Below are 18360 nucleotides of genomic sequence, written 5' to 3'. Positions count from 1 at the left end.
AAGCGGAGGACGACAAGATGAAGATGAGATTACTGGGCAGCCTGCTGGCAGGGGCCACGCTCGTAGCGGGCTCGCTCAAGGCCGAAGAGACGATTACGGCGGTGCATGCCTTCCCGGAGACACTGATCTATACGCAAAGCTTCCTGAGCTTCGTCGACAAGGTCAACGCGGCGGGCGAGGGCGTTGTCCGGATCGATGTGCGCGGTGGCCCCGAGGCCATCGGCATGTTCCAGCAGCCCGATGCCGTGCGCGATGGCGTCGTGGACATGGTCTATACCCCCGGCTCCTTCTACGGCGGCGCACTGCCCGAGAAAGACGCCATGGTCGCTTCGAACCTCACGGCAATCGAAACCCGCGAGAACGGCGGTATCGAACTGATCGACCAGATCCACCAGGAAAAGATGGGTCTTAAATACCTTGGCTGGTTCGACAGCGGTGTCTGCTACAACCTCTGGACCCGCAACGAGCCCACATTCGATGCCGATGGCAATCTCGAGGTCGAGGGCCTCAAGCTGCGCGGCAACAACGTATACAACGCGTTCTTCACCAACTATCTCGGTGCACAGGTCATCGACCTTCCGACCGGCGAAGTCTATTCGGCGTTGCAGCGCGGCGTGGTGGATGCCACCGGCTGGACGCAGATCGGCCTGATCGACCTCAAGTGGAACGAGTTCCTCAACTATCGCATCGAGCCGTGCTTTTTCTCGACCGACCTTGGCGTGATCGTGAACAATGAAAAGTGGAACTCGCTGTCCGAAGAGGCTCGCCAGATCCTCCAGGACGTTGCCATACAGCACGAAAAGGACAGCGTGGAGGCCCTGCGCATCAAGCGTGACGAAGACTTCGCGGCACTTGAAGCGGCCGGCATGAAGGTGGTGTCGCTGGAAGGCGAAGCCAAGGCGAATTACCTCGCCGCCGCCCGCGAAAAGACGTGGGAACGCATGAAGGAAGTCATGGCGGAGCAGCCGGGCGGTACCGCCAACTATGACCGCCTGATCGAGCTCTTCTACGATCTAGACGCAGCCAACTAAGCTCTTTTGCAGGCTCGCCGCACTGGCGAGCCTGCCCGTTTCCCGGAGCCTTCCGCGATGGTCAACACAACTTACAAGGCGGCGCTCTACGGGATGGCCGGCGTTTCAGGGTTCATGCTGGTCTGGATCATGGTGTCAGTCATCGTCTCGGTGGTGATGCGCAATCTCGGCATGCAACCCTTCGCGTGGCTCTTCACATCGGCCGAATACGGTCTTCTCTACATGACGATGCTCGGTGCGCCCTGGCTGGTGCGTGAAAAGGGGCACGTGCACATCGAACTTCTGACCGCTGCCCTGCCCGACGGCCCCCGACGGCTTCTGAGCCGCGCGGTCGCCGCAGCCTGCGTGCTGGTCTGCGCGATCCTCACGTGGAAGGGCGTCGAACTGGTGATGACCAACATCGAACGGGGCGATTTCGACACGCGCGCCTACTACTTTCCCCGCTGGCTTCTTACCGTTGCCTTTCCGCTGTCCTTCGGCCTCATGGCGATCGAATTCTCGCGTTTCGTTGTCGGAGACGAACTGATGCACAGCGGCGAAGCGGGGATACACGAATAATGGAATGGTTCGAGGCACTGGCGCTGCTGCTCGGCACGATCATGCTGCTGATGGCCGTCGGCATGCCGATCGCGCTGGCCTTTCTCGCGGCCAACATCCTCGGGGCCTGGATCTTCATGGGCGGTGAGCGCGGGGTGATGCAGCTACTGAACAACGGGTTGGGTTCGCTCACCACATATGCCCTGATGCCCATCCCGCTGTTTCTGCTGATGGGCGAGATCTTCTTTCATACGGGGCTCGGTGGGCGCATGTTTAACGCCATCGACAAGCTCATGGGCCGTCTTCCGGGGCGGCTGAGTTACGTCACGGTTCTGGGGGGCACGGCCTTTTCCACGCTCTCTGGCTCGTCCATGGGCTCAACTGCCCTTTTGGGCTCGCTCATGGTGCCGGAGATGAGCCGCCGGGGCTACAAGTCGCACATGAGCATCGGTCCGATCCTCGGCACCGGAGGCCTTGCGATCATCATCCCCCCCTCGGCCCTCGCCGTTCTTCTGGCGACGCTGGCGCGGATCGACGTAGCTGCACTGCTGATCGCCGGGGTGATCCCCGGCCTGATCCTCGCGGGTTTCTACATCGTTACGATCTGGCTGCAGACCCGACTCGATCCGTCAGCCGCCCCGGCCTACGATGTTGAACCGATGGCCTTCCGCGCTAAGCTTGGCCTTGTGCTGCGCGAAGTGCTCCCGATGGTGAGCGTCATGGCCATCGTCATAACGCTAATGATCCAGGGCTTCGTTACCCCGTCCGAAGCCGCAGCCTTCGGTGCGCTCGGCGCGTTGATCCTGGCCGCGATCTTTCGGTGCCTGACCTGGGACGCGATGAAGAAATCTGTTGTTGGAGCGCTCAAGGTCACGCTCATGGCCTATCTCATCGTCTTTGGCTCTGCCACGTTCAGCCAGCTTCTGGCCTTCTCGGGGGCGTCGCGCGGGCTTGTGAACTGGGCGACAAGCTTCGATCTTGCGCCGCTGGCCATGCTTCTCGTGATGTTCGCCGTGCTTTTGCTGCTCGGCATGTTCATGGAACAAATCTCGATCATGCTGCTGACGGTTCCGATCTTCTTTCCGCTCGCGCAGACGCTTGGCTTCGATCCGATCTGGTTCGGGCTCATCATGTTGCTGTCCCTCGAGATCAGTTTCACCACGCCGCCCTTCGGGCTGCTGCTCTTCGTGATGAAAGGGGTGGCACCCCCCGGCACGACCATGCGCGAGATCTATTCGTCTGCCTTTCCGTTCATCTTCTGCTCGCTTTTGCTAGTTGGTCTGCTCGTCGTCTTTCCGCAACTAGCCTTATGGCTGCCGTCTCTATGACCAGGCCCAAAAACAGATCGCGTAGTAGCTCGCTCTCGCAGAACCGCTCACCTTGATCGGCCTGCCTTGCAACGTCTGATGCAGGCGGTGGATGAGAAACGCGTGGATCAGATAGTGGTGTACAAGATCGACCGCCTGACCCGATCGCTGGCCGACTTCGCCAAGCTGGTTGAGCGACTGGATCAAGCGGATGCGTCGTTCGTCTCGGTGACCCAGAGCTTCAATACAGCCACCAGCATGGGCCGCCTGACGCTGAATGTGCTGCTCAGTTTTGCGCAGTTCGAACGGGAGGTCACGGCAGAACGCATCCGGGACAAGATTGCGGCCTCTAAGCGCAAGGGGCTCTGGATGGGAGGCAATGTCCCGCTCGGCTATGAGGCAGACGGAAGAACACTGAGGATCGACGAAGCCGAGGCTTTGACCATCAAAACTCTGTACGATCTCTATCTTGAGAACGGTCTGATTCGGGTGGTGAAAGAGCGCGCGGAAGATCTTGGTCTGAGATCGCGCCGACGGGTTCGCGGGGCAGGGCGCGTCTCCGGTGGAAAGCCCTTTGATCGGGGACACATCCATCACCTGCTGAGCAATCCCATTTATGCTGGGCGCATACGGCACAAGGGGCAGGTCTTTGACGGGCAGCACCCGGCCATTATCGATCCGGATGTCTGGGATCAGGTTCAGGCAATGCTTGAGGGCGCAGCCGCCAAATCCCGGGGAGCCACCAGAAAGGCCAAACGATCCCCGCTGGCCGGCAAGCTCTTCGACGAAACAGGGGATCGGCTGACGCCCAGCCACAGCCGGAAGAATGGCAAGCGCCTGCGCTATTACATCTCTCACAGGCTGGTAAAGGATCGGAGCCGGAAGCATCCGGGGGCTTGGCGCCTGCCGGCTGAGCAACTGGAGAGCCTGATCGCGGATCTCGTCCGTCAGAAATTAGGTCAACCCGACATCGTCACGGCGATGGTCCGAGACATATCCGCTTCGGAGATCGCGGCCAGATCCGATGCCCTGCATGACTTCCTCCAGGCAAAGCAACACCTGCGCCTCGTCGAACGGGGTGACTTGTTCTCCGGCACGTTCACTGTTCTGTTGAATTCTCAAGAACTCGCGATGGCTTTGGATTGTAAGGCAGATCGCATCAATCCAAAGCAGCTTACACTGTCATCGCCGTTTCGGATGCGTCGGCGCGGCGTCGAACTAAAGCTGCATCTCGGTGCGGCGCCGCCTGAGATCGACCGGGCGCTCGTTCAAAATATCGTCAAGGCGCAGAAGTGGATGGCCATGATCATCGATGGGAACACATTCACTGACATCGCAAAGGATGAGGGGACATCAAAGCGCCGGGTGCAGGACGTTGTCGATCTCGCAATGCTCGCACCGGATATCCTTGATGTCATCGCAAACGGCGAACAGCCGGATGGCCTGACGTCCCACTATCTCATCAAGTCAGGCGTGCCGGCTGTCTGGACCGACCAGCGCGAATTGTTCGGCAAGCTGTAAGTCAGAACCTCCCTGCAACTTCCAAACTCGTACCGCCGGAATCGCAAACTGAGACTACGGCTTGAAATTGGCCGGATATGTGCTCACGTTCGCGTCTCTGTCGGAAATCCCGCAGGTCAAGCGTCGGAAAACACGCCACAATACCAGGGCAGTCTCTCGTCAGCTGAAAATACGGGAGTGGGTGGCTGGGCAGGTATGATTCGAACCCACGGTACAAGGTCGTTTCTAATCCTTTGAATTCGCGACACTATTTGCGGCTCGATTTCGGGAATAAGTCTCTGATTCCGAACGATTTTCGGGCTCTGCGGCGGACGCCAATAGCCATGGGATGTTCTGGGCTGCCAAGACTTGGGAAGTGATGAAGCATCTAAAGGATGCGGTAGCACCATTGTCAGAGGGCAACCTGGTACCGTGAAAATCCCCGTCCGAGACTGGGCCCGAAATTCGGCGGGAAACTGGTGTTTCGAGACCGGAAGACGATGCATCCATAGCCGCAAAGCTCCGGAATTGCGGGCGCAATTTCATATTTTATTTATTTATAACAGTAACTTGAGGGCTCTTGGCTGGGCGCATCGGGTTCGAGCCAGCAATACATCTTTTGATCGATCTGAAAAAGATATTTAAAGTCAGTGGATTTTGGGGTTCGTTCCAGTGCTTCGGTTTGGTCGCTAGCAGTTAGAACTAGGTGGGTCTATCGTCACCGCTTCAGTGCGGACGTATGTAGCAGTTCAGATTGCCTCCAGCCTCCACGCCGGAAAGAGATTCGCCCTTTGGCAATAGGTACCGGTGTCCTCCCCGGCAAAAAGCCCATCGCGTGCGACAAGTACGGTGCGCCAGCTGCGGGCCTCTGCTCCCAAGATATCGGTATGCAACGTATCGCCGCACATCGCGATGCGCTCGGGGTCAACGCCCGGCAAAGAGGCTTCGATCATCTCGTAGACTTCGGGAAATGGTTTGCCGAAGAACCTGATATCGGTCACTCCGCCGTCCGCAAGCAGGTGCCCGAAATACCCCGGCTCAAGGCTGAAACGCCCCTCTCGTGGAGCCACCAGATCGGCGTTTGCGATCAAGACAGGCCTTGGATGGCGTCGGAGCGACGCCGTCAAAATCGCCTGACGGTCGTCGGTCCAGGATTCGCTGGACAGAAAAAGAAACCCGTCGACCTTGTCGTAATCTTTAGGGTCATTCTCCAACCTGCAGGTTCCGTAAGGGATATCGGACAGGTTATCTGCCGGAGCCGCTATGCATCCCCACAGGCCGGGTGGCAAGTTCCGGAGGGTGGCGTCGCGGCTTGTCACGATCTCGTCCGTGTCCACCCTCATGCCAAGTCGGTGAAACTTTTCGGCAGCCATCGTATGGTTGTAACTTGCCGCATTGGACAGGATGCGGATCTTGCACCGCATGCTTCTGAGTTGGTCGAGCCGCTCCGAGGCGCCCGGGATCGGCGTCTCTCCGACGTTGAGAACTCCAAATGCATCGAAGACAAAAGCATCTACCTCGGTCGCGATATCAAGCAGCGAACCGATGTCCCGCGTGCGGGTGTCGGTTTGGACGGCCGGGAATCGACCCCTTACGGCTTCGTAGCGATCGAATATGTTTTGAACACTGTCCATGCGTACTCAGTTGTTCGTTTGCTTCCGGCAAAGCCCCGGGTTGTTTCGCCTGGAGCGTCGTAACGACCTTACAACGTGACTATCAAAATGGAAGAAAAAACAACAAAACAACAAAAATTATACCGGCGAGACGGCTGGTTGGGTCCTGTTACTACTGAGGCGAAGGGGGCAATTATCTGTTTTAAATAAAAAATATAGTGCGCGATGATTTAATTGCAATGTGTGGCTTGAAAATAAAGATTCGGGAAATGGAAATTTATGTTGTTTTGTTGCTTTTGTGGGGATAGCCTTATCATTAGGGAGCGGGGGACACGCATGGCCTCGAAAAAACTTCGTCGACGGGATTTGATACAACAGGTTGCGCAGGAGCGTGGCGGTGTGAGCGTGGGTGCGCTCGCGGACATGCTGGGCGTTTCGACGCAGACGATCCGGCGCGATCTCGATATTCTTTGCGATGGAGAAACCCTGCGCCGGGCGCATGGGCGCATCGAACTGGCCGAGGATCGGCTCAACACGCCCTTCGACCAGCGAGCCGGAACGAATCTTGTCGGAAAGCGCGCCATTGGCGAAGCGGTGGCGGCGAAGATTCCGGATGGGGCCACGCTGTTCCTGTCGATCGGCTCGACCACGCTCAGCGTGGCCCGGGCGTTGCACCGCCGCAAGCAGCTGACCGTCATCACCAACAACCTCAGTGCCGCGATGGCGCTGAGCGAAGAGGTTTCAAACCGCATCATTCTCCCGGGTGGTGAGGTCCGCTTGCCCGACCGGGATTTCGTGGGGGAAGAGGTGATCGCTTTCTTCGCGCGATACCGGGCCGAATTCGCGATCTTCGGGACCGCCGGCGTAGACGTGGACGGCGGCCTGCTGGAATTTCATCAGTCGGAAGTCAGGGCCACTGAACAGATGCGTGGGAACGCACAGATCTCGGTGCTTGCCATCGACCGGAGCAAGTTCGGTCGTCTCGCTCCTGCGCTCGGGGGAAATCTTTCCGATATCGACCATATCGTCTGTGACCGCCCGCCCGCCGATCCTTTTCCCGCGCTGTTCCGCGACCTTGGTTGCCGGATCGAATTTGCCGAGGACATCGAATGACCGAGACAGACCCTTTCGTGAAAGTAGAGAATGTCGCCAAGCGCTGGAACGGACAGCTTGGCGTCGAGCACATCGATCTGTCGATCCCGCGCGGGTCTTTCGTGGCGCTCCTGGGGCCATCTGGTTGTGGCAAGTCAACAACGTTGCGGCTCTTGTCGGGGCTCGAGCTTCCGGATGAAGGGAAGATCACCATCGACGGTCGGAACGTGACGGCCGCCGCACCCTCCGAGCGTAACCTGTCGATGGTCTTTCAATCCTATGCGCTTTTTCCGCATCTGAGTGTTGCCGAAAACGTCGTCTTTGGCCTGAAGGTGCGCAAGGTCGCAGCGTCGGAGCGGCGCGAGAAATTGCATCGTGCGCTGGAGATCACGGGACTGCTTGGCTACGAGAGCCGCAAGCCCGGGGAGCTATCCGGCGGCCAGCGGCAGCGCGTCGCACTCGCGCGCGCCATCGTTGCCAACCAGCCGCTGTGCTTGATGGACGAGCCGCTGTCGAACCTCGACGCAAAGCTTCGCGCATCAGTGCGCAAGGACATCAAGAAGCTGCAACTCGACCTTGGAATCACCGTTGTCTACGTCACGCACGACCAGACCGAGGCGATGAGCATGGCCGACATGGTCGTGCTGATGAAAGATGGGCATATCCAGCAAACGGGAGCGCCGGAGGATCTCTACTACCGGCCTGCAAACACCTTTGTCGCGGAGTTCGTCGGTGCGCCGCCGATGGCCCTGCTCGACACCGGTGTACTGCCCGGCTTTGAGGGTGCTTCGAAAATTGGACTCCGTGCCGAGAACCTGCGTGTCACCGATCCGGGCAAGGGTAGACTGACCTGCAAAGTCAGCGAATGCGAATTCCTCGGCTCAGAAACCTTCATCGGTCTTGAACTGAAAGGCACTCGCGGTCTGACCGTGGCCATGCCCGGACTCAAACACATCCCCCAAGGCGAAGCCCTCGACATCACCTTTGCCGATGAGGATCTGCATTTCTTCGATGCTGCTGGTGTCAGAACGACCCAGCCAAATTTTGCGCCGGGCTGATAGGACCCGGAGTCGGACCAAAAACTCAAAGGGAGGAAAACATGACGAAATTCACAAAATTAGGGCTAGCGGCTGCTGCTGTGGTCGGTCTCTCGGCTCCGGCATCTGCCGAGACCGAACTGACGATGTATTATCCCATCGCTGTAGGCGGTGCTTTAACCGAAGTTGTCGACGGAATCGTGGCTGATTTCGAGGCTGCCAACCCCGATATCAAGGTCAACGCGATTTATTCCGGCAACTACGATGATACCCGCGTCCGGGCGCTGTCGGCGCTGGCTTCGGGGGAACCGGCTCAGCTTGCGGTGATGTTCTCGATCGATGCCTACGACCTGATCGAGCAGGACCTGATCGTGGCTTTCGAGGACATCGAAGGTGTGGACCCGGCTTGGCTTGACAGTTTCTATCCCGCGCTGATGGCGAACGGCCGGGTCGAGGGCAAGACCTGGGGCATTCCGTTCCAGCGCTCGACCATCGTGGCCTATTACAACAAGGACATGTTCAAGGCTGCCGGTCTCGATCCGGAAGCTCCGCCAACCACATGGGACGAGATGATCTCGATGGGCAAGGCGCTGACCAAGGATGGCACCTACGGGCTGATGATCCCCTCGACCGGCTATCCTTACTGGATGTTCCAGGCGCTGGCGATCCAGAACGGCAAGGAAGTGATGTCCGATGACGGGTTGACCACCTACTTCGACGATCCGGCTGTGGTCGAGACGCTGGAGTTCTGGAAGTCGCTGAGCGCAGAACACGGCATCATGCCCGAAGGCACGGTCGAATGGGGCACGCTGCGGCAGGCCTTCCTCGAAGGGCAGACCGCGATGATGTGGCATTCGACCGGCAACCTGACGGCAGTCAAGAACAGCGCTGCCTTCGATTTCGGCGTGGCCGAGTTGCCAGCGAACGTCCGAAAGGGGTCGCCCACCGGCGGCGGAAATTTCTACGTCTTCAAGGATACCACTCCCGAAGAGCAGGCAGCGGCCCTCAAGCTGATCGAGTTCATGACCTCGCCTGAACAGGCCGCCGCCTGGTCGATCGGCACCGGTTACATGGGCGTCTCTCCGGCAGCCTATGAGACCGAAGCGCTCAAGGCCTACACCGCAGAGTTCCCGCCGGCGTTGGTCGCCCGCAACCAGCTTGAGCACGCCGTGGCCGAATTCTCGACCTTCGAGACGGCACGAGTCCGCGAAGGCCTGAACAATGCTATCCAGGCGGCACTGACCGGTGCCAAGTCGCCGGCGGATGCGCTGGCCGAAGCGCAGGAAGCTGCCGTGCGCCTCCTCCGGGACTACCAGTAATCCTCCCTGTGGGCGCCCCGTGCGAACGGGGCGTCCGCGAACCTGCAAGACAAGGGAACAGGACATGGCCGATCACGTCACAGACGAACGCCGCAGGCAGGCGGTCTACGGTTGGATCCTTCTGTCACCAGCCGCGATTCTTCTGACGACTTTCGCCTTCTATCCCTCACTCGCGACGCTTTGGTCGAGCCTTTTCAGTCGCGAGACCCGGCGTCGCCCGTCCGAGTTCGTTGGTGCTGAAAATTATACCGATCTGTTTGCTGATCCGACTTTTTGGAAGGTGGTGACCAACAATCTGATTTACGCGGGCGCGACCATTCCGATTTCTATCGCCATCGCACTTGGCATGGCGCTTTGGGCCAATTCAAAGATCCCTGCGCGCGGTTTCATCCGCACCGCCTACTTCACACCAACCGTCCTTCCCATGATCGCCGCGGCGAACCTGTGGCTATTCTTCTACACGCCGGGCCTTGGTGTTCTCGACCAGATCGGCAGCCTTTTCGGCCTGCCGTCCGTCAACTGGCTGGGGCAACCGGAAACCGCTCTCTGGGCCGTAATCATCGTGACGATCTGGAAAGAGGCCGGGTTCTTCATGATCTTCTACCTTGCGGCTCTGCAGACGATCCCCGAGGATCTCAAGGAAGCCGCAGACATCGAGGGCGCCTCGCGCTGGACCTATACGCGACGCATCGTCTTTCCGTTGCTGATGCCGACGACGCTTTTCATCATGGTTAATGCGCTCATCAACTCGGTAAAACTGATCGACCACCTCTTCATCCTGACAAAGGGCGGGCCGAACGACGCCTCCAAGCTGATCCTCTACTACATCTGGGAAATGGCTTTCGCCTTCTTCGATGCACCGCACGCGGCGGCGATGACGATCCTTGTGCTGGTGGTGCTTGGCGTGGTCGCGGGAATCAAGTTCACCATTCTTGACAAGCGGACCCATTACCAATGAGCGGCATTTCCAGACATATCGAAAGCCTTGGCGCGCTCTTGCTGGCGGTGATCTGGATTTCGCCCCTGGTCTTCGCCTTCTGGGCGGCGTTCCACACCACGTCGGACTCGGTAAACTTCAACCTCACCGCGCCGTGGACGCTGGACAACTTCCGCACCGCCTGGGCCGGCGCGCCCTGGCTACGGTATTTCCTGAACACCTTCCTGCTGGTGACGGTGATCCTGATCGGCCAGTTCTTCGTGACGACACTGGCAGGCTTCGCCTTCGCGCAGGTACGCTTTCCGGGGCGCGACTTCGTCTTCATCCTTGTGCTGATGCAGCTTTTCATCCTGCCCGAAGTGCTGATCGTCGAGAACTACGCCATGGTGTCCCGCCTTGGTCTCTTCGACACGATCCTCGGGGTCGGCATGCCATACATGGCGTCGGCCTTCGGCATCTTCCTGATGCGTCAGGCGTTCAAGGGGGTGCCGATCGAGTTGCACGAGGCCGCGCGGGTCGAAGGCTGCGGCTGGTTCGGCATCCTGTGGCGGGTCTACGTTCCGCTGGCGCGCCCGACCTATCTTGCCTACGCGCTGGTGTCGGTCTCAACCCATTGGAACAACTTCCTGTGGCCGCTCATCGTAACCAATTCCCCAGACACGCGGCCGCTGACCGTGGGGCTCTCGATCTTCGGAGCGCCCGAGAACGGCGTCGACATCTCGGTGATCTCGGCGGCCACGATGATGTCGGTGGCGCCTCTGCTGGTCGCCTTCCTCGTTTTCCAGCGCCAGTTCGTGCAAGCTTTCCTGCGCGCGGGGATCAAGTAACGCATGGCGCGTGTTCTGCAGCTGAGCGACCTGCACACCGTTCGCCCGGGGGCGCTGGCCTCAGGCGTGCTCGACACCAATGCCCTTTTGCGTGCGGCCATCGACACGCTGGTTGAGCGGCTCGGCGCGCTCGCGCCACTGGATGCCGTGCTCGTGACCGGGGATGTCAGCGACGACGGGACGCCGGAAAGCTACCAGATCGCACAGGCTGAACTCGACCGACTGAGGCTGCCCGTGCTCGCCATTCCCGGCAATCACGACGCGCGCGAGCCATTTCGCGCGGCTTTCCGCGACATGCCGGGCATGCCCGACGTTGGATGGATCGACTGGGCGCACGACCTGCAGGACGCGCGCATCGTCGGGATCGACACGCTGATCGAGGGCCAAGGCGGCGGTACGGTCCGGCCGGAAAGCCTCGGCCATCTGTCGCGCGCACTTGCCGATGCCGGTGGCAAGCCGGTCATCGTGGCGCTGCATCACCCGCCGTTGCGCACCGGCATCCGTTTCATGGATGCGATCGGGCTGGCGGATGCGGAAGCGCTCAAGGCGGTCGTTTCGCGCTATCCCGGTCCACTGCGGCTGGTGGCGGGCCACGTGCACGGTGTTTTCCACGGGATGCTCGGTCAGCACCCGGTCGCTACCGCACCTTCGACCTGCAGTGCTTTCCGTCTGGACCGGCGCGCGGAGGCGCCGGTCGGCTTTATGACGTGCCCGCTGGGGTGCGCTGTCATCGACACCGTCGATAATACCTGGATCGAATTGCCGCTTGACAATGGCGATGGTCCCCATGGTTTCTGACAGCACGAGAGAGGGCGCTTCCCCCATGACCGGTGAAGACTTCGATGCATGAAAGCCCGCTGATTTTCCTTTTGAACATCGCCGCTGCCGCAGCCCTTCTGATCTGGGCGGTGCGGCTGGTGCGGACCCGGCTTCGAACGCGCTTTCGGACAACACATGCGCCTTTGGTTGCGCCGCTCGACCTCGAACCGGATCGCCGCAGCGCTGACCGGTGCCGGAGCAGCGATCCTGATGCAAAGCTCGACCGCTGTCGCGATGCTGATGGCGGGGTTCCTATCCGCAGGCGCCATCGGAAGCCTGGCCGGACTGGCGATCATTCTCGGGGCCGATTTGGGATCTGCGGTGGTCGCATTGATCCTCAATTCCCGGATTGCCTTCCTGACGCCTATTCTGCTTTTGGCAGGGGTTGCGATCTTTTTGCAGAGTTCCGGACGTCGCCTGCGGCAGATTGGCAGGATCCTGATCGGTCTTTCCCTGATCTTCGTCTCGCTCGATCTCATACGATCCGCCAGCCTTCCCCTGACGGAAAGCGCGGGAGCGAGCGCCGTCACGCTCTACCTTGCCGAAGACGTTGCCACGGCCTTTCTGGTCGGGGCCGTGTTCGCCTGGCTGGTACATTCCAGCGTGGCAGCGATCCTGATCTTTGTCACACTTGCATCGCAGAACATCATGCCAGCGCAGGCCACGTTCGCGATGGTGCTGGGCGCGAACCTGGGCGGTTCGATGATCGCGTTTTTCCTCACACTCAATTCGGCGGCGATCGTTCGCCGGGTTGTTTGGACGAACGTGGTTCTACGGGGCGGCGGGGCGGCGCTGGCGTTGTTCCTTTTGATCCGGTTCGACCTGCCAACGGCGAGCCTTGGCTCAGGGATCGGCCAGCAGGCGCTCGGCTTACACCTCGCCTACAATTTGATCGTGCTGATTGTCTGCCTTCCCTTCGCCCGACAGATGATGCGTCTCGCCGGTTTGGTGATCCCAGATGCACCACCAACCGACGTCGAATTGGTCCGGCGTACAGCACTTGATCCGGCGGCCCAAAACGATCCGAAGCGGGCCTTCGGCTGCGCCTTGCGAGAAATCGTAGAAATGGGAAACCGCATTGAGGCGATGCTCCGTGACGCAATGGGATTGTTCGAGACCTACGACGCCGCCGTCTCGGGACGGCTGCGGCGCGAGATGGAGGCGATAGCCCAGACCTCGCTCGATGTCCGGGTGTATCTGTCGGCTGTTCGCAGCACTGACCCCGAAGAGGACACCGGCACGCGCAGCTTTGATCTTTCGGGCATTGCGGTCAACCTTGAGGCCGGGGCCGACATGATCGCTCGTAAAATGGTTGACCTGGCGGAACTGCGGCATAGGGAGGGCGTGAATTTTTCACCCGAGGGCTCACGCGAACTGTCAGATTTCTACGATCTCGTTCTGCGAAACGTTCAGCACGGCATATCGGTTCTCATGTCGGAAGACATAGGTCTGGCGCGCGAACTCGTTGAGCAAAAACAGGCAGTCCGCGAATTGGAGCAAGACTTGCAAAGACGCCATCTCAAGCGCCTGCGCCAGGGTCTGGCTGAGACTTTCGAGACGAGCGCGATCCACCTTGATTTGCTGAGGGCGCTAAAGGCACTTAATACGTCGTTCGCCATGACCGCCTACCCTCTGCTCGAGAACAAGGGCGAACTTTTGGAAAGCCGCCTGTCGACTGCTTGACCTCAATAAATACGATGCCGCGTCCTCTCGGAGTATAGTCCGCTCGAAAAAAATCCCGGAACTGCGCTCGTCGGAAGCCTGCATTTCCACGTCAGACGGTCATGATTCCACTGGACTTGTGGGCCAAACGGAGCGGTACTGTGGGTGTCGCGACGCACTTGGCGCCGCGCGCCGCCTTCTCCGCCCGGGGCTCCGGGCTTTGCTCAGTAGCAGGATCACGTCGGTCCTGCGTGAACGGAATAAGGAGAAGATGGAATGACAAAGCAGAGCAAACCCAAAACCAAGAAAGCGCAGCTGATCCGGTTGCTGACCCGCAAGGCTGGTGCGGATGTTACGACGATCAGCGACAAGCTCGGCTGGCAGTCCCATACGACGCGGGCGGCGCTGACCGGCCTGCGTAAGGCGGGGTTCGAGATTTCCGCTGAGAAACCGGGGGAGGGGAAACCCCTGAGCTACCGTATCACGGCACAACCCGCGGATGCCGCCTGATGGCCGGCAATGCGGACATCGCCGCGCGTTGGGAAAACCTCGGTCAGATGGACCGGGCGGCCCTGCGCGTGGCCTGGGCGGCGGCGTTTGGCGACGCCCCGCCACACTTCCTGTCGATGATCTTCATGCGCAAGGCGCTGATCTGGCATGAACAGTGTCGGGCCTTCGGTGGCCTGACCACAGAGGTGAAGCGCACAATGAAGGCCGCTGCTGGCGGCAAATCCGTCAAGCCGCCCGCACCCGTGATCAAAACCGGTACGCAGCTTGTGCGGGAGTGGAATGGCCGGCGGTATCAGGTGGAGGTGCGGGACGACGGCTTCCTGATGAATGGCGATCACTACAAATCCCTGTCCGCTATCGCGCTTCAGATCACCGGCACGACATGGTCCGGGCCGCGTTTCTTTGGACTGAACGGTCAGGCAGGGCCTCACTCATGAAGAAGATCCGCTGCGCTATCTACACCCGCAAAAGCTCCGAGGAGGGTCTGGAGCAGGAGTTCAATTCCCTTGATGCCCAGTATGAGGCTTGTGCGGCCTACATCGCCAGCCAGAAGGCGGAAGGCTGGATCCTGCTGCCGGAACGCTATGACGACGGAGGCCTTTCTGGTGGCAGCATGGAGCGGCCTGGCTTGCAGCGCCTGCTGACCGATATCGACCGGGGTACCGTGGATCAGATCCTCGTTTACAAGATCGACCGATTGACGCGTTCACTGGCGGACTTCGCCAAGATGGTGGAACGACTGGATGCCGCGGGCACCTCCTTCGTCTCCGTCACCCAGTCTTTCAATACGGCCACCAGCATGGGGCGGCTGACGCTGAACATGCTGCTCAGCTTTGCCCAGTTCGAGCGCGAAGTGACCGCTGAGCGCATCCGGGACAAGATCGCGGCCTCGAAGAAGAAGGGCCTGTGGATGGGTGCCACCGTGCCTTTGGGTTATGCCGCCGATGGTCGGTCGCTGAAGATCGCGGAGCCGGATGCGGACACCATCCGGACGATCTATGACCTTTATCTCGAGCATCGCAACGCGCGTGTCGTCAAAGAAGCGGTTGATGCCCTCGGCTTGAAGACACCTGTCCGCACACTGATCTCGGGTAGAGTAAAAGGCGGGGCGCCTTTCAGCTATGGTCACATCCACTACATCCTGACTAACCCGGTCTATGCCGGGCGCATCCGGCATCACGCGAAAGTCTATCCCGGACAGCATCCGCCGCTGATTGATCCGGAGGTTTGGGACAGTATCCAGGACCAGCTCGGATCGGATGCGTTGAAGGACCGAACCTTCAAGAAGCGGAACCGGAAGGGTGCCAGAGCCTCAGCTTCACCGCTGGCTGGCAAGATTTTCGATCAGACCGGGGATCGCCTCACGCCCAGCTATTCAAAAACGGCGAAGGGTCGCAAGCTTAGATACTATGTATCGCATAGGCTGGTCCGGGGAACGGCGCCGCGCGATCCGTCTGGCTGGCGGTTGCCGGCTGCGGAGCTGGAAGACAAGGTCGCTAATCTAATCCGCCAGCATCTGAACCAGCCGGAGGTTCTCGCGGGCATTCTGCAAGACGCCACTGCAGACGAAACCGCCAGGGTCGGATCCCGACTATCTAAATTGTCAGAGGGTGACACCGCCGACGTCAAAGATGCGAAACGCCATTGTTTGATCCTGATTGACCGTATCGATATCGCGCCCGGCGATATCCGCATCGCCTTGTCAGGCGAGCCTCTCGCTGATCTTCTTGATGTCGATCCATCGCGCATCGTCGAAGACCTGTTGGTAATCAAAGCCCCATTCCAGCATCGCAAGCGCGGCGTGGAAACCAAACTCATCATCGGCGATGCGCAGCCGGAGATCGACACCACCCTTCTGCGCAACATCGCCCGCGCGCATCGGTATTTTGATCTGGTCCGGTCAGGGAAAACCTTTGCTGAAATTGCTGGGATCGAAGCCGTCTCCAAACGGCGCGTCCAGCAACTGATCGAACTGGTCTTCCTGGCGCCGGACGTCATCCGTGCCGTTCGAGAAGGACGGCAGCCCGTCGGCATGACGTCAGACTGGCTCAAGCGGCATGCCTTCTCGCCGATTTGGACCGAACAGCGCGACGCCTTCGCTACTCTGTAAATCTTCGCATAATCAGAACGTTGCACGCGTCGGTATCCGGCGAACGGATACTTCAGCGCCGTGCCGTGACGCGTTGCAATCTTTCCTGGAAAAAGGGCGATGCTACACCCATCACATGTGCCCAAACTGCTACCGCGGAAATGGCGATTCCAGACTTTTCGAGGAAACGGGCAGAACATCGGAGATCTGTCGGTCTGGGGTAAATTAACACCTCTGAAGGCGCCCGAAACGACGCGCTGAATTCCAGAAATCTACATTATATCAATAACTTAGAAGGTGGTGGCTGGGGTGGTAGGATTCGAACCTACGGTACGCGGTACCAAAAACCGTTGCCTTACCACTTGGCTACACCCCAACGGTGAGCGGCTATCTACGACTCTTGTTGGCGGGGTTCAAGGCCCATTTCGCAAAAAATGTGAGCCTTGGCATTCATTTTTTCCGGTGCTCAATCCGCGGTTTTCAAAAGCACCGCACCGGTGCGTTTTCCGGCCTCGACGGCCTCATGCGCAAGGTGGCAATCGGCGAGGCCGTGGATGGATTGGACGGGGCAGCGAAGGGCATTTGCGTTCAGCGCGCCGGTCAGTTTCGCAATGGCCGCGGCGCGCAGGGCAGGCGGCAGAAGATAGATCAGCGTCATCTCAAGCGTGACCGCTTTGAACATCAGCGGATAGAACGGCAGGGTGGGCGACATCTGCGCCGCCGAGCCATAGGCGTTGATGCGGCCGTTCTCGGCAATGACTTGGGTGTCCGTCCGGACGTTGAGGCCGAATTCGACCTCGACGATCCGGTCCACGGACCGGCCGCCATTGGCGGACAGAATCTGTTGCGGCAGATCGGGGTCCGAATAGTCGACAACGGCATCCGCCCCGGCGTCACGCACGCGGTCGAAACTGGCGGGCGCGGCAGTGGCGATCACCTTGGCGCCGCCCCATTTGGCAAGCTGCACCGCGAGATAGCCGACGGTGCCTGCGCCGCCCTGAACAAGAACGGTCTGCCCCGCCACGTCGCCGCCGGAAAACACCGTGTGACATGCGGTGAGGCCCGGAATGCCCAGAACCGCCCCGGTTTCCAGCGACACTGCATCGGGCAGGCGTACCGCCTGTTCCGTGGGCAGCGCGATCTGCTGGGCAGCGGTTCCGAAAGCGCGCTGCCACTGGCCGTTCCAGATCCACACGCGCTCGCCGATGCGGGTCTGCGGCACGCCGTCACCTACGGCGGAAATCACTCCTGCGCCATCACTGTGCGGAATGATGACGGGAAAGGGCGGCCTGGTGACGCCGGGCCGGGCCCCGGCGCGGGCCTTGACGTCGGACGGGTTCACGCCGGAATACTCCAGATCGACCAGCACCTCGCCGGGGGCGGGTTTGGGCGGATCCAGTTCGGTGAGTGTCAGGACGTCCTTCGCCGGGCCAAAGCTGCTGTAGGTGATGGCTTTCATGTGGTCTCTCCGCAGGGGCTGAGACCGGCACGATAACGCGATATGCGGCGAAGGCCAGACCCCACGGCGCGGCGATTTCGGCCCTATTCGCGGATCTCGTCAGCCGCCACGCCCCAGAGGTTGGTTTTCGGCGTCCAGCCGCGATAGCCCCCGGCCGAGATCCGGCACCAGTCGATGGTGCAGGTGCCAAGTCGGGCGACGACGCCGGTTTCGAACCGGGCGTTGACCTGCGAAGCGGGATCGGGGCGGGAATGGATCGGAACCATGTCCTGTTCGATCAGCACCGTCCTTGCGCCTGACAACAGCGCGTAATGCACCCAGCCACCGGCGCCGTCACGGTCCTGCACGCGGCGCCAGTTGCCGAATTCGGCGGTGATCTGCAGCGGCATGTCGCGGCGTTTGAACACCCAGTCGATTCGGTGGGTCAGCGACGGGCCACGCCGGACGTTGCCCTCGTTGGCTTTCATCGACACGAAACGGGGCAGCGGCAGGTTGGTGACCTGACCGCGTTTTTCCTCGGCGCTCGCGGCGGAAATGCCGAACGCGATGAGAAGAGTCGAAAACAGCGCCAGATACTGGCGTTTCACCGATACCGAATGCCTCACTGCCTGCCTGCTCTTA

The 18360-nt window shown here is 60.1% G+C and carries 17 protein-coding genes, 1 tRNA gene and 1 pseudogene; 15 read left to right on the top strand and 4 right to left on the bottom strand.

What is annotated here, in order from left to right; all coding sequences use genetic code 11:
• Nucleotides 1-17 precede the first annotated feature (17 nt).
• From dctP to ACR0LZ_RS00615, 5 genes and pseudogenes are all read left to right on the top strand, one after another.
• Entirely contained in the window at nucleotides 18-1031 is a 1014-nt protein-coding gene (gene dctP, locus ACR0LZ_RS00635; RefSeq protein ID WP_480747826.1) for a TRAP transporter substrate-binding protein DctP, read from the top strand.
• Nucleotides 1032-1088: 57 nt separating this feature from the next.
• Nucleotides 1089-1589 (top strand): TRAP transporter small permease, encoded by a 501-nt coding sequence (locus tag ACR0LZ_RS00630; RefSeq protein WP_480747825.1) that lies wholly within the window; start codon nucleotides 1089-1091, stop codon nucleotides 1587-1589.
• Nucleotides 1589-2896, top strand: a complete 1308-nt coding sequence (locus tag ACR0LZ_RS00625; RefSeq protein WP_480747824.1) for a TRAP transporter large permease — start codon at nucleotides 1589-1591, stop codon at nucleotides 2894-2896. Before ACR0LZ_RS00630 ends, ACR0LZ_RS00625 begins: the two co-directional genes overlap by 1 nt.
• 63 nt (nucleotides 2897-2959) lie before the next feature.
• Nucleotides 2960-3229, top strand: a pseudogene (locus tag ACR0LZ_RS00620) (recombinase family protein); the annotation flags it as partial.
• Nucleotides 3230-3244: 15 nt separating this feature from the next.
• Nucleotides 3245-4396 carry a recombinase family protein gene (locus ACR0LZ_RS00615; protein ID WP_480748084.1) on the top strand — a complete coding sequence of 384 codons (1152 nt, stop codon included), beginning with the start codon at nucleotides 3245-3247 and terminating at the stop codon, nucleotides 4394-4396.
• A 728-nt stretch (nucleotides 4397-5124) separates the two neighbouring features.
• Here the strand turns inward: ACR0LZ_RS00615 and ACR0LZ_RS00610 are convergent.
• The gene (locus tag ACR0LZ_RS00610) at nucleotides 5125-6009 is read right to left on the bottom strand and encodes an HAD-IIA family hydrolase (protein ID WP_480747823.1); all 885 of its coding nucleotides are present in this window, start codon (nucleotides 6007-6009) and stop codon (nucleotides 5125-5127) included.
• Between the two features lie 315 nt (nucleotides 6010-6324).
• Between ACR0LZ_RS00610 and ACR0LZ_RS00605 the strand changes: the two genes are divergently transcribed.
• From ACR0LZ_RS00605 to ACR0LZ_RS00560, 10 genes are all read left to right on the top strand, one after another.
• On the top strand, nucleotides 6325-7101 hold the full coding sequence (locus tag ACR0LZ_RS00605; protein WP_480747822.1) for a DeoR/GlpR family DNA-binding transcription regulator: 777 nt from the start codon (nucleotides 6325-6327) through the stop codon (nucleotides 7099-7101).
• Nucleotides 7098-8138: an ABC transporter ATP-binding protein gene (locus ACR0LZ_RS00600; protein ID WP_480747821.1), complete on the top strand. Its 1041-nt coding sequence runs from the start codon at nucleotides 7098-7100 to the stop codon at nucleotides 8136-8138. The genes ACR0LZ_RS00605 and ACR0LZ_RS00600 overlap by 4 nt, the downstream gene beginning before the upstream one ends.
• A gap of 41 nt (nucleotides 8139-8179) precedes the next feature.
• Nucleotides 8180-9436, top strand: coding sequence for an ABC transporter substrate-binding protein (locus ACR0LZ_RS00595; RefSeq protein WP_480747820.1), 1257 nt, complete (start codon nucleotides 8180-8182; stop codon nucleotides 9434-9436).
• A gap of 64 nt (nucleotides 9437-9500) precedes the next feature.
• The gene (locus ACR0LZ_RS00590; RefSeq protein ID WP_480747819.1) at nucleotides 9501-10394 is read left to right on the top strand and encodes a carbohydrate ABC transporter permease; all 894 of its coding nucleotides are present in this window, start codon (nucleotides 9501-9503) and stop codon (nucleotides 10392-10394) included.
• On the top strand, nucleotides 10391-11200 hold the full coding sequence (locus ACR0LZ_RS00585) for a carbohydrate ABC transporter permease (RefSeq protein WP_480747818.1): 810 nt from the start codon (nucleotides 10391-10393) through the stop codon (nucleotides 11198-11200). The genes ACR0LZ_RS00590 and ACR0LZ_RS00585 overlap by 4 nt, the downstream gene beginning before the upstream one ends.
• 3 nt (nucleotides 11201-11203) lie before the next feature.
• On the top strand, nucleotides 11204-11998 hold the full coding sequence (locus ACR0LZ_RS00580; protein ID WP_480747817.1) for a phosphodiesterase: 795 nt from the start codon (nucleotides 11204-11206) through the stop codon (nucleotides 11996-11998).
• A 156-nt stretch (nucleotides 11999-12154) separates the two neighbouring features.
• Entirely contained in the window at nucleotides 12155-13702 is a 1548-nt protein-coding gene (locus ACR0LZ_RS00575) for a Na/Pi cotransporter family protein (protein WP_480747816.1), read from the top strand.
• A 255-nt stretch (nucleotides 13703-13957) separates the two neighbouring features.
• The gene (locus tag ACR0LZ_RS00570) at nucleotides 13958-14191 is read left to right on the top strand and encodes a DUF3489 domain-containing protein (protein ID WP_480747815.1); all 234 of its coding nucleotides are present in this window, start codon (nucleotides 13958-13960) and stop codon (nucleotides 14189-14191) included.
• Nucleotides 14191-14628 (top strand): DUF2924 domain-containing protein, encoded by a 438-nt coding sequence (locus tag ACR0LZ_RS00565; protein ID WP_480747814.1) that lies wholly within the window; start codon nucleotides 14191-14193, stop codon nucleotides 14626-14628. The genes ACR0LZ_RS00570 and ACR0LZ_RS00565 overlap by 1 nt, the downstream gene beginning before the upstream one ends.
• Entirely contained in the window at nucleotides 14625-16301 is a 1677-nt protein-coding gene (locus tag ACR0LZ_RS00560; RefSeq protein WP_480747813.1) for a recombinase family protein, read from the top strand. Before ACR0LZ_RS00565 ends, ACR0LZ_RS00560 begins: the two co-directional genes overlap by 4 nt.
• Nucleotides 16302-16581: 280 nt before the next feature.
• Here ACR0LZ_RS00560 and ACR0LZ_RS00555 read toward each other — a convergent pair.
• The 3 genes from ACR0LZ_RS00555 to ACR0LZ_RS00545 all read right to left on the bottom strand — a co-directional run bounded on the left by ACR0LZ_RS00555 (nucleotide 16582) and on the right by ACR0LZ_RS00545 (nucleotide 18311).
• Nucleotides 16582-16656, bottom strand: a tRNA-Gln gene (locus tag ACR0LZ_RS00555).
• A 90-nt stretch (nucleotides 16657-16746) separates the two neighbouring features.
• Nucleotides 16747-17739 carry an NADPH:quinone reductase gene (locus ACR0LZ_RS00550; RefSeq protein ID WP_480747812.1) on the bottom strand — a complete coding sequence of 331 codons (993 nt, stop codon included), beginning with the start codon at nucleotides 17737-17739 and terminating at the stop codon, nucleotides 16747-16749.
• An 83-nt stretch (nucleotides 17740-17822) separates the two neighbouring features.
• Nucleotides 17823-18311 carry an SH3 domain-containing protein gene (locus ACR0LZ_RS00545; protein WP_480748083.1) on the bottom strand — a complete coding sequence of 163 codons (489 nt, stop codon included), beginning with the start codon at nucleotides 18309-18311 and terminating at the stop codon, nucleotides 17823-17825.
• Nucleotides 18312-18360: the final 49 nt, after the last annotated feature.

This window comes from Ruegeria sp. CI1 (genome assembly GCF_056536925.1).
The sequence above is the reverse complement of the archived record's forward strand: the minus strand, read 5'-3'. Positions and strand labels throughout refer to the sequence as shown.

What these genes read in the sequence shown, in the direction of transcription:
- ACR0LZ_RS00595 (WP_480747820.1), top strand. Translation starts at nt 8,180, where the DNA reads ATGACGAAATTCACAAAATTAGGGCTAGCGGCTGCTGCTGTGGTCGGT.
- ACR0LZ_RS00610 (WP_480747823.1), bottom strand. Translation starts at nt 6,009, where the DNA reads ATGGACAGTGTTCAAAACATATTCGATCGCTACGAAGCCGTAAGGGGT.
- ACR0LZ_RS00625 (WP_480747824.1), top strand. Translation starts at nt 1,589, where the DNA reads ATGGAATGGTTCGAGGCACTGGCGCTGCTGCTCGGCACGATCATGCTG.
- ACR0LZ_RS00630 (WP_480747825.1), top strand. Translation starts at nt 1,089, where the DNA reads ATGGTCAACACAACTTACAAGGCGGCGCTCTACGGGATGGCCGGCGTT.
- ACR0LZ_RS00600 (WP_480747821.1), top strand. Translation starts at nt 7,098, where the DNA reads ATGACCGAGACAGACCCTTTCGTGAAAGTAGAGAATGTCGCCAAGCGC.
- ACR0LZ_RS00570 (WP_480747815.1), top strand. Translation starts at nt 13,958, where the DNA reads ATGACAAAGCAGAGCAAACCCAAAACCAAGAAAGCGCAGCTGATCCGG.
- ACR0LZ_RS00590 (WP_480747819.1), top strand. Translation starts at nt 9,501, where the DNA reads ATGGCCGATCACGTCACAGACGAACGCCGCAGGCAGGCGGTCTACGGT.
- ACR0LZ_RS00565 (WP_480747814.1), top strand. Translation starts at nt 14,191, where the DNA reads ATGGCCGGCAATGCGGACATCGCCGCGCGTTGGGAAAACCTCGGTCAG.
- dctP (WP_480747826.1), top strand. Translation starts at nt 18, where the DNA reads ATGAAGATGAGATTACTGGGCAGCCTGCTGGCAGGGGCCACGCTCGTA.
- ACR0LZ_RS00585 (WP_480747818.1), top strand. Translation starts at nt 10,391, where the DNA reads ATGAGCGGCATTTCCAGACATATCGAAAGCCTTGGCGCGCTCTTGCTG.
- ACR0LZ_RS00605 (WP_480747822.1), top strand. Translation starts at nt 6,325, where the DNA reads ATGGCCTCGAAAAAACTTCGTCGACGGGATTTGATACAACAGGTTGCG.
- ACR0LZ_RS00615 (WP_480748084.1), top strand. Translation starts at nt 3,245, where the DNA reads ATGGGAGGCAATGTCCCGCTCGGCTATGAGGCAGACGGAAGAACACTG.
- ACR0LZ_RS00575 (WP_480747816.1), top strand. Translation starts at nt 12,155, where the DNA reads ATGCGCCTTTGGTTGCGCCGCTCGACCTCGAACCGGATCGCCGCAGCG.
- ACR0LZ_RS00550 (WP_480747812.1), bottom strand. Translation starts at nt 17,739, where the DNA reads ATGAAAGCCATCACCTACAGCAGCTTTGGCCCGGCGAAGGACGTCCTG.
- ACR0LZ_RS00580 (WP_480747817.1), top strand. Translation starts at nt 11,204, where the DNA reads ATGGCGCGTGTTCTGCAGCTGAGCGACCTGCACACCGTTCGCCCGGGG.
- ACR0LZ_RS00560 (WP_480747813.1), top strand. Translation starts at nt 14,625, where the DNA reads ATGAAGAAGATCCGCTGCGCTATCTACACCCGCAAAAGCTCCGAGGAG.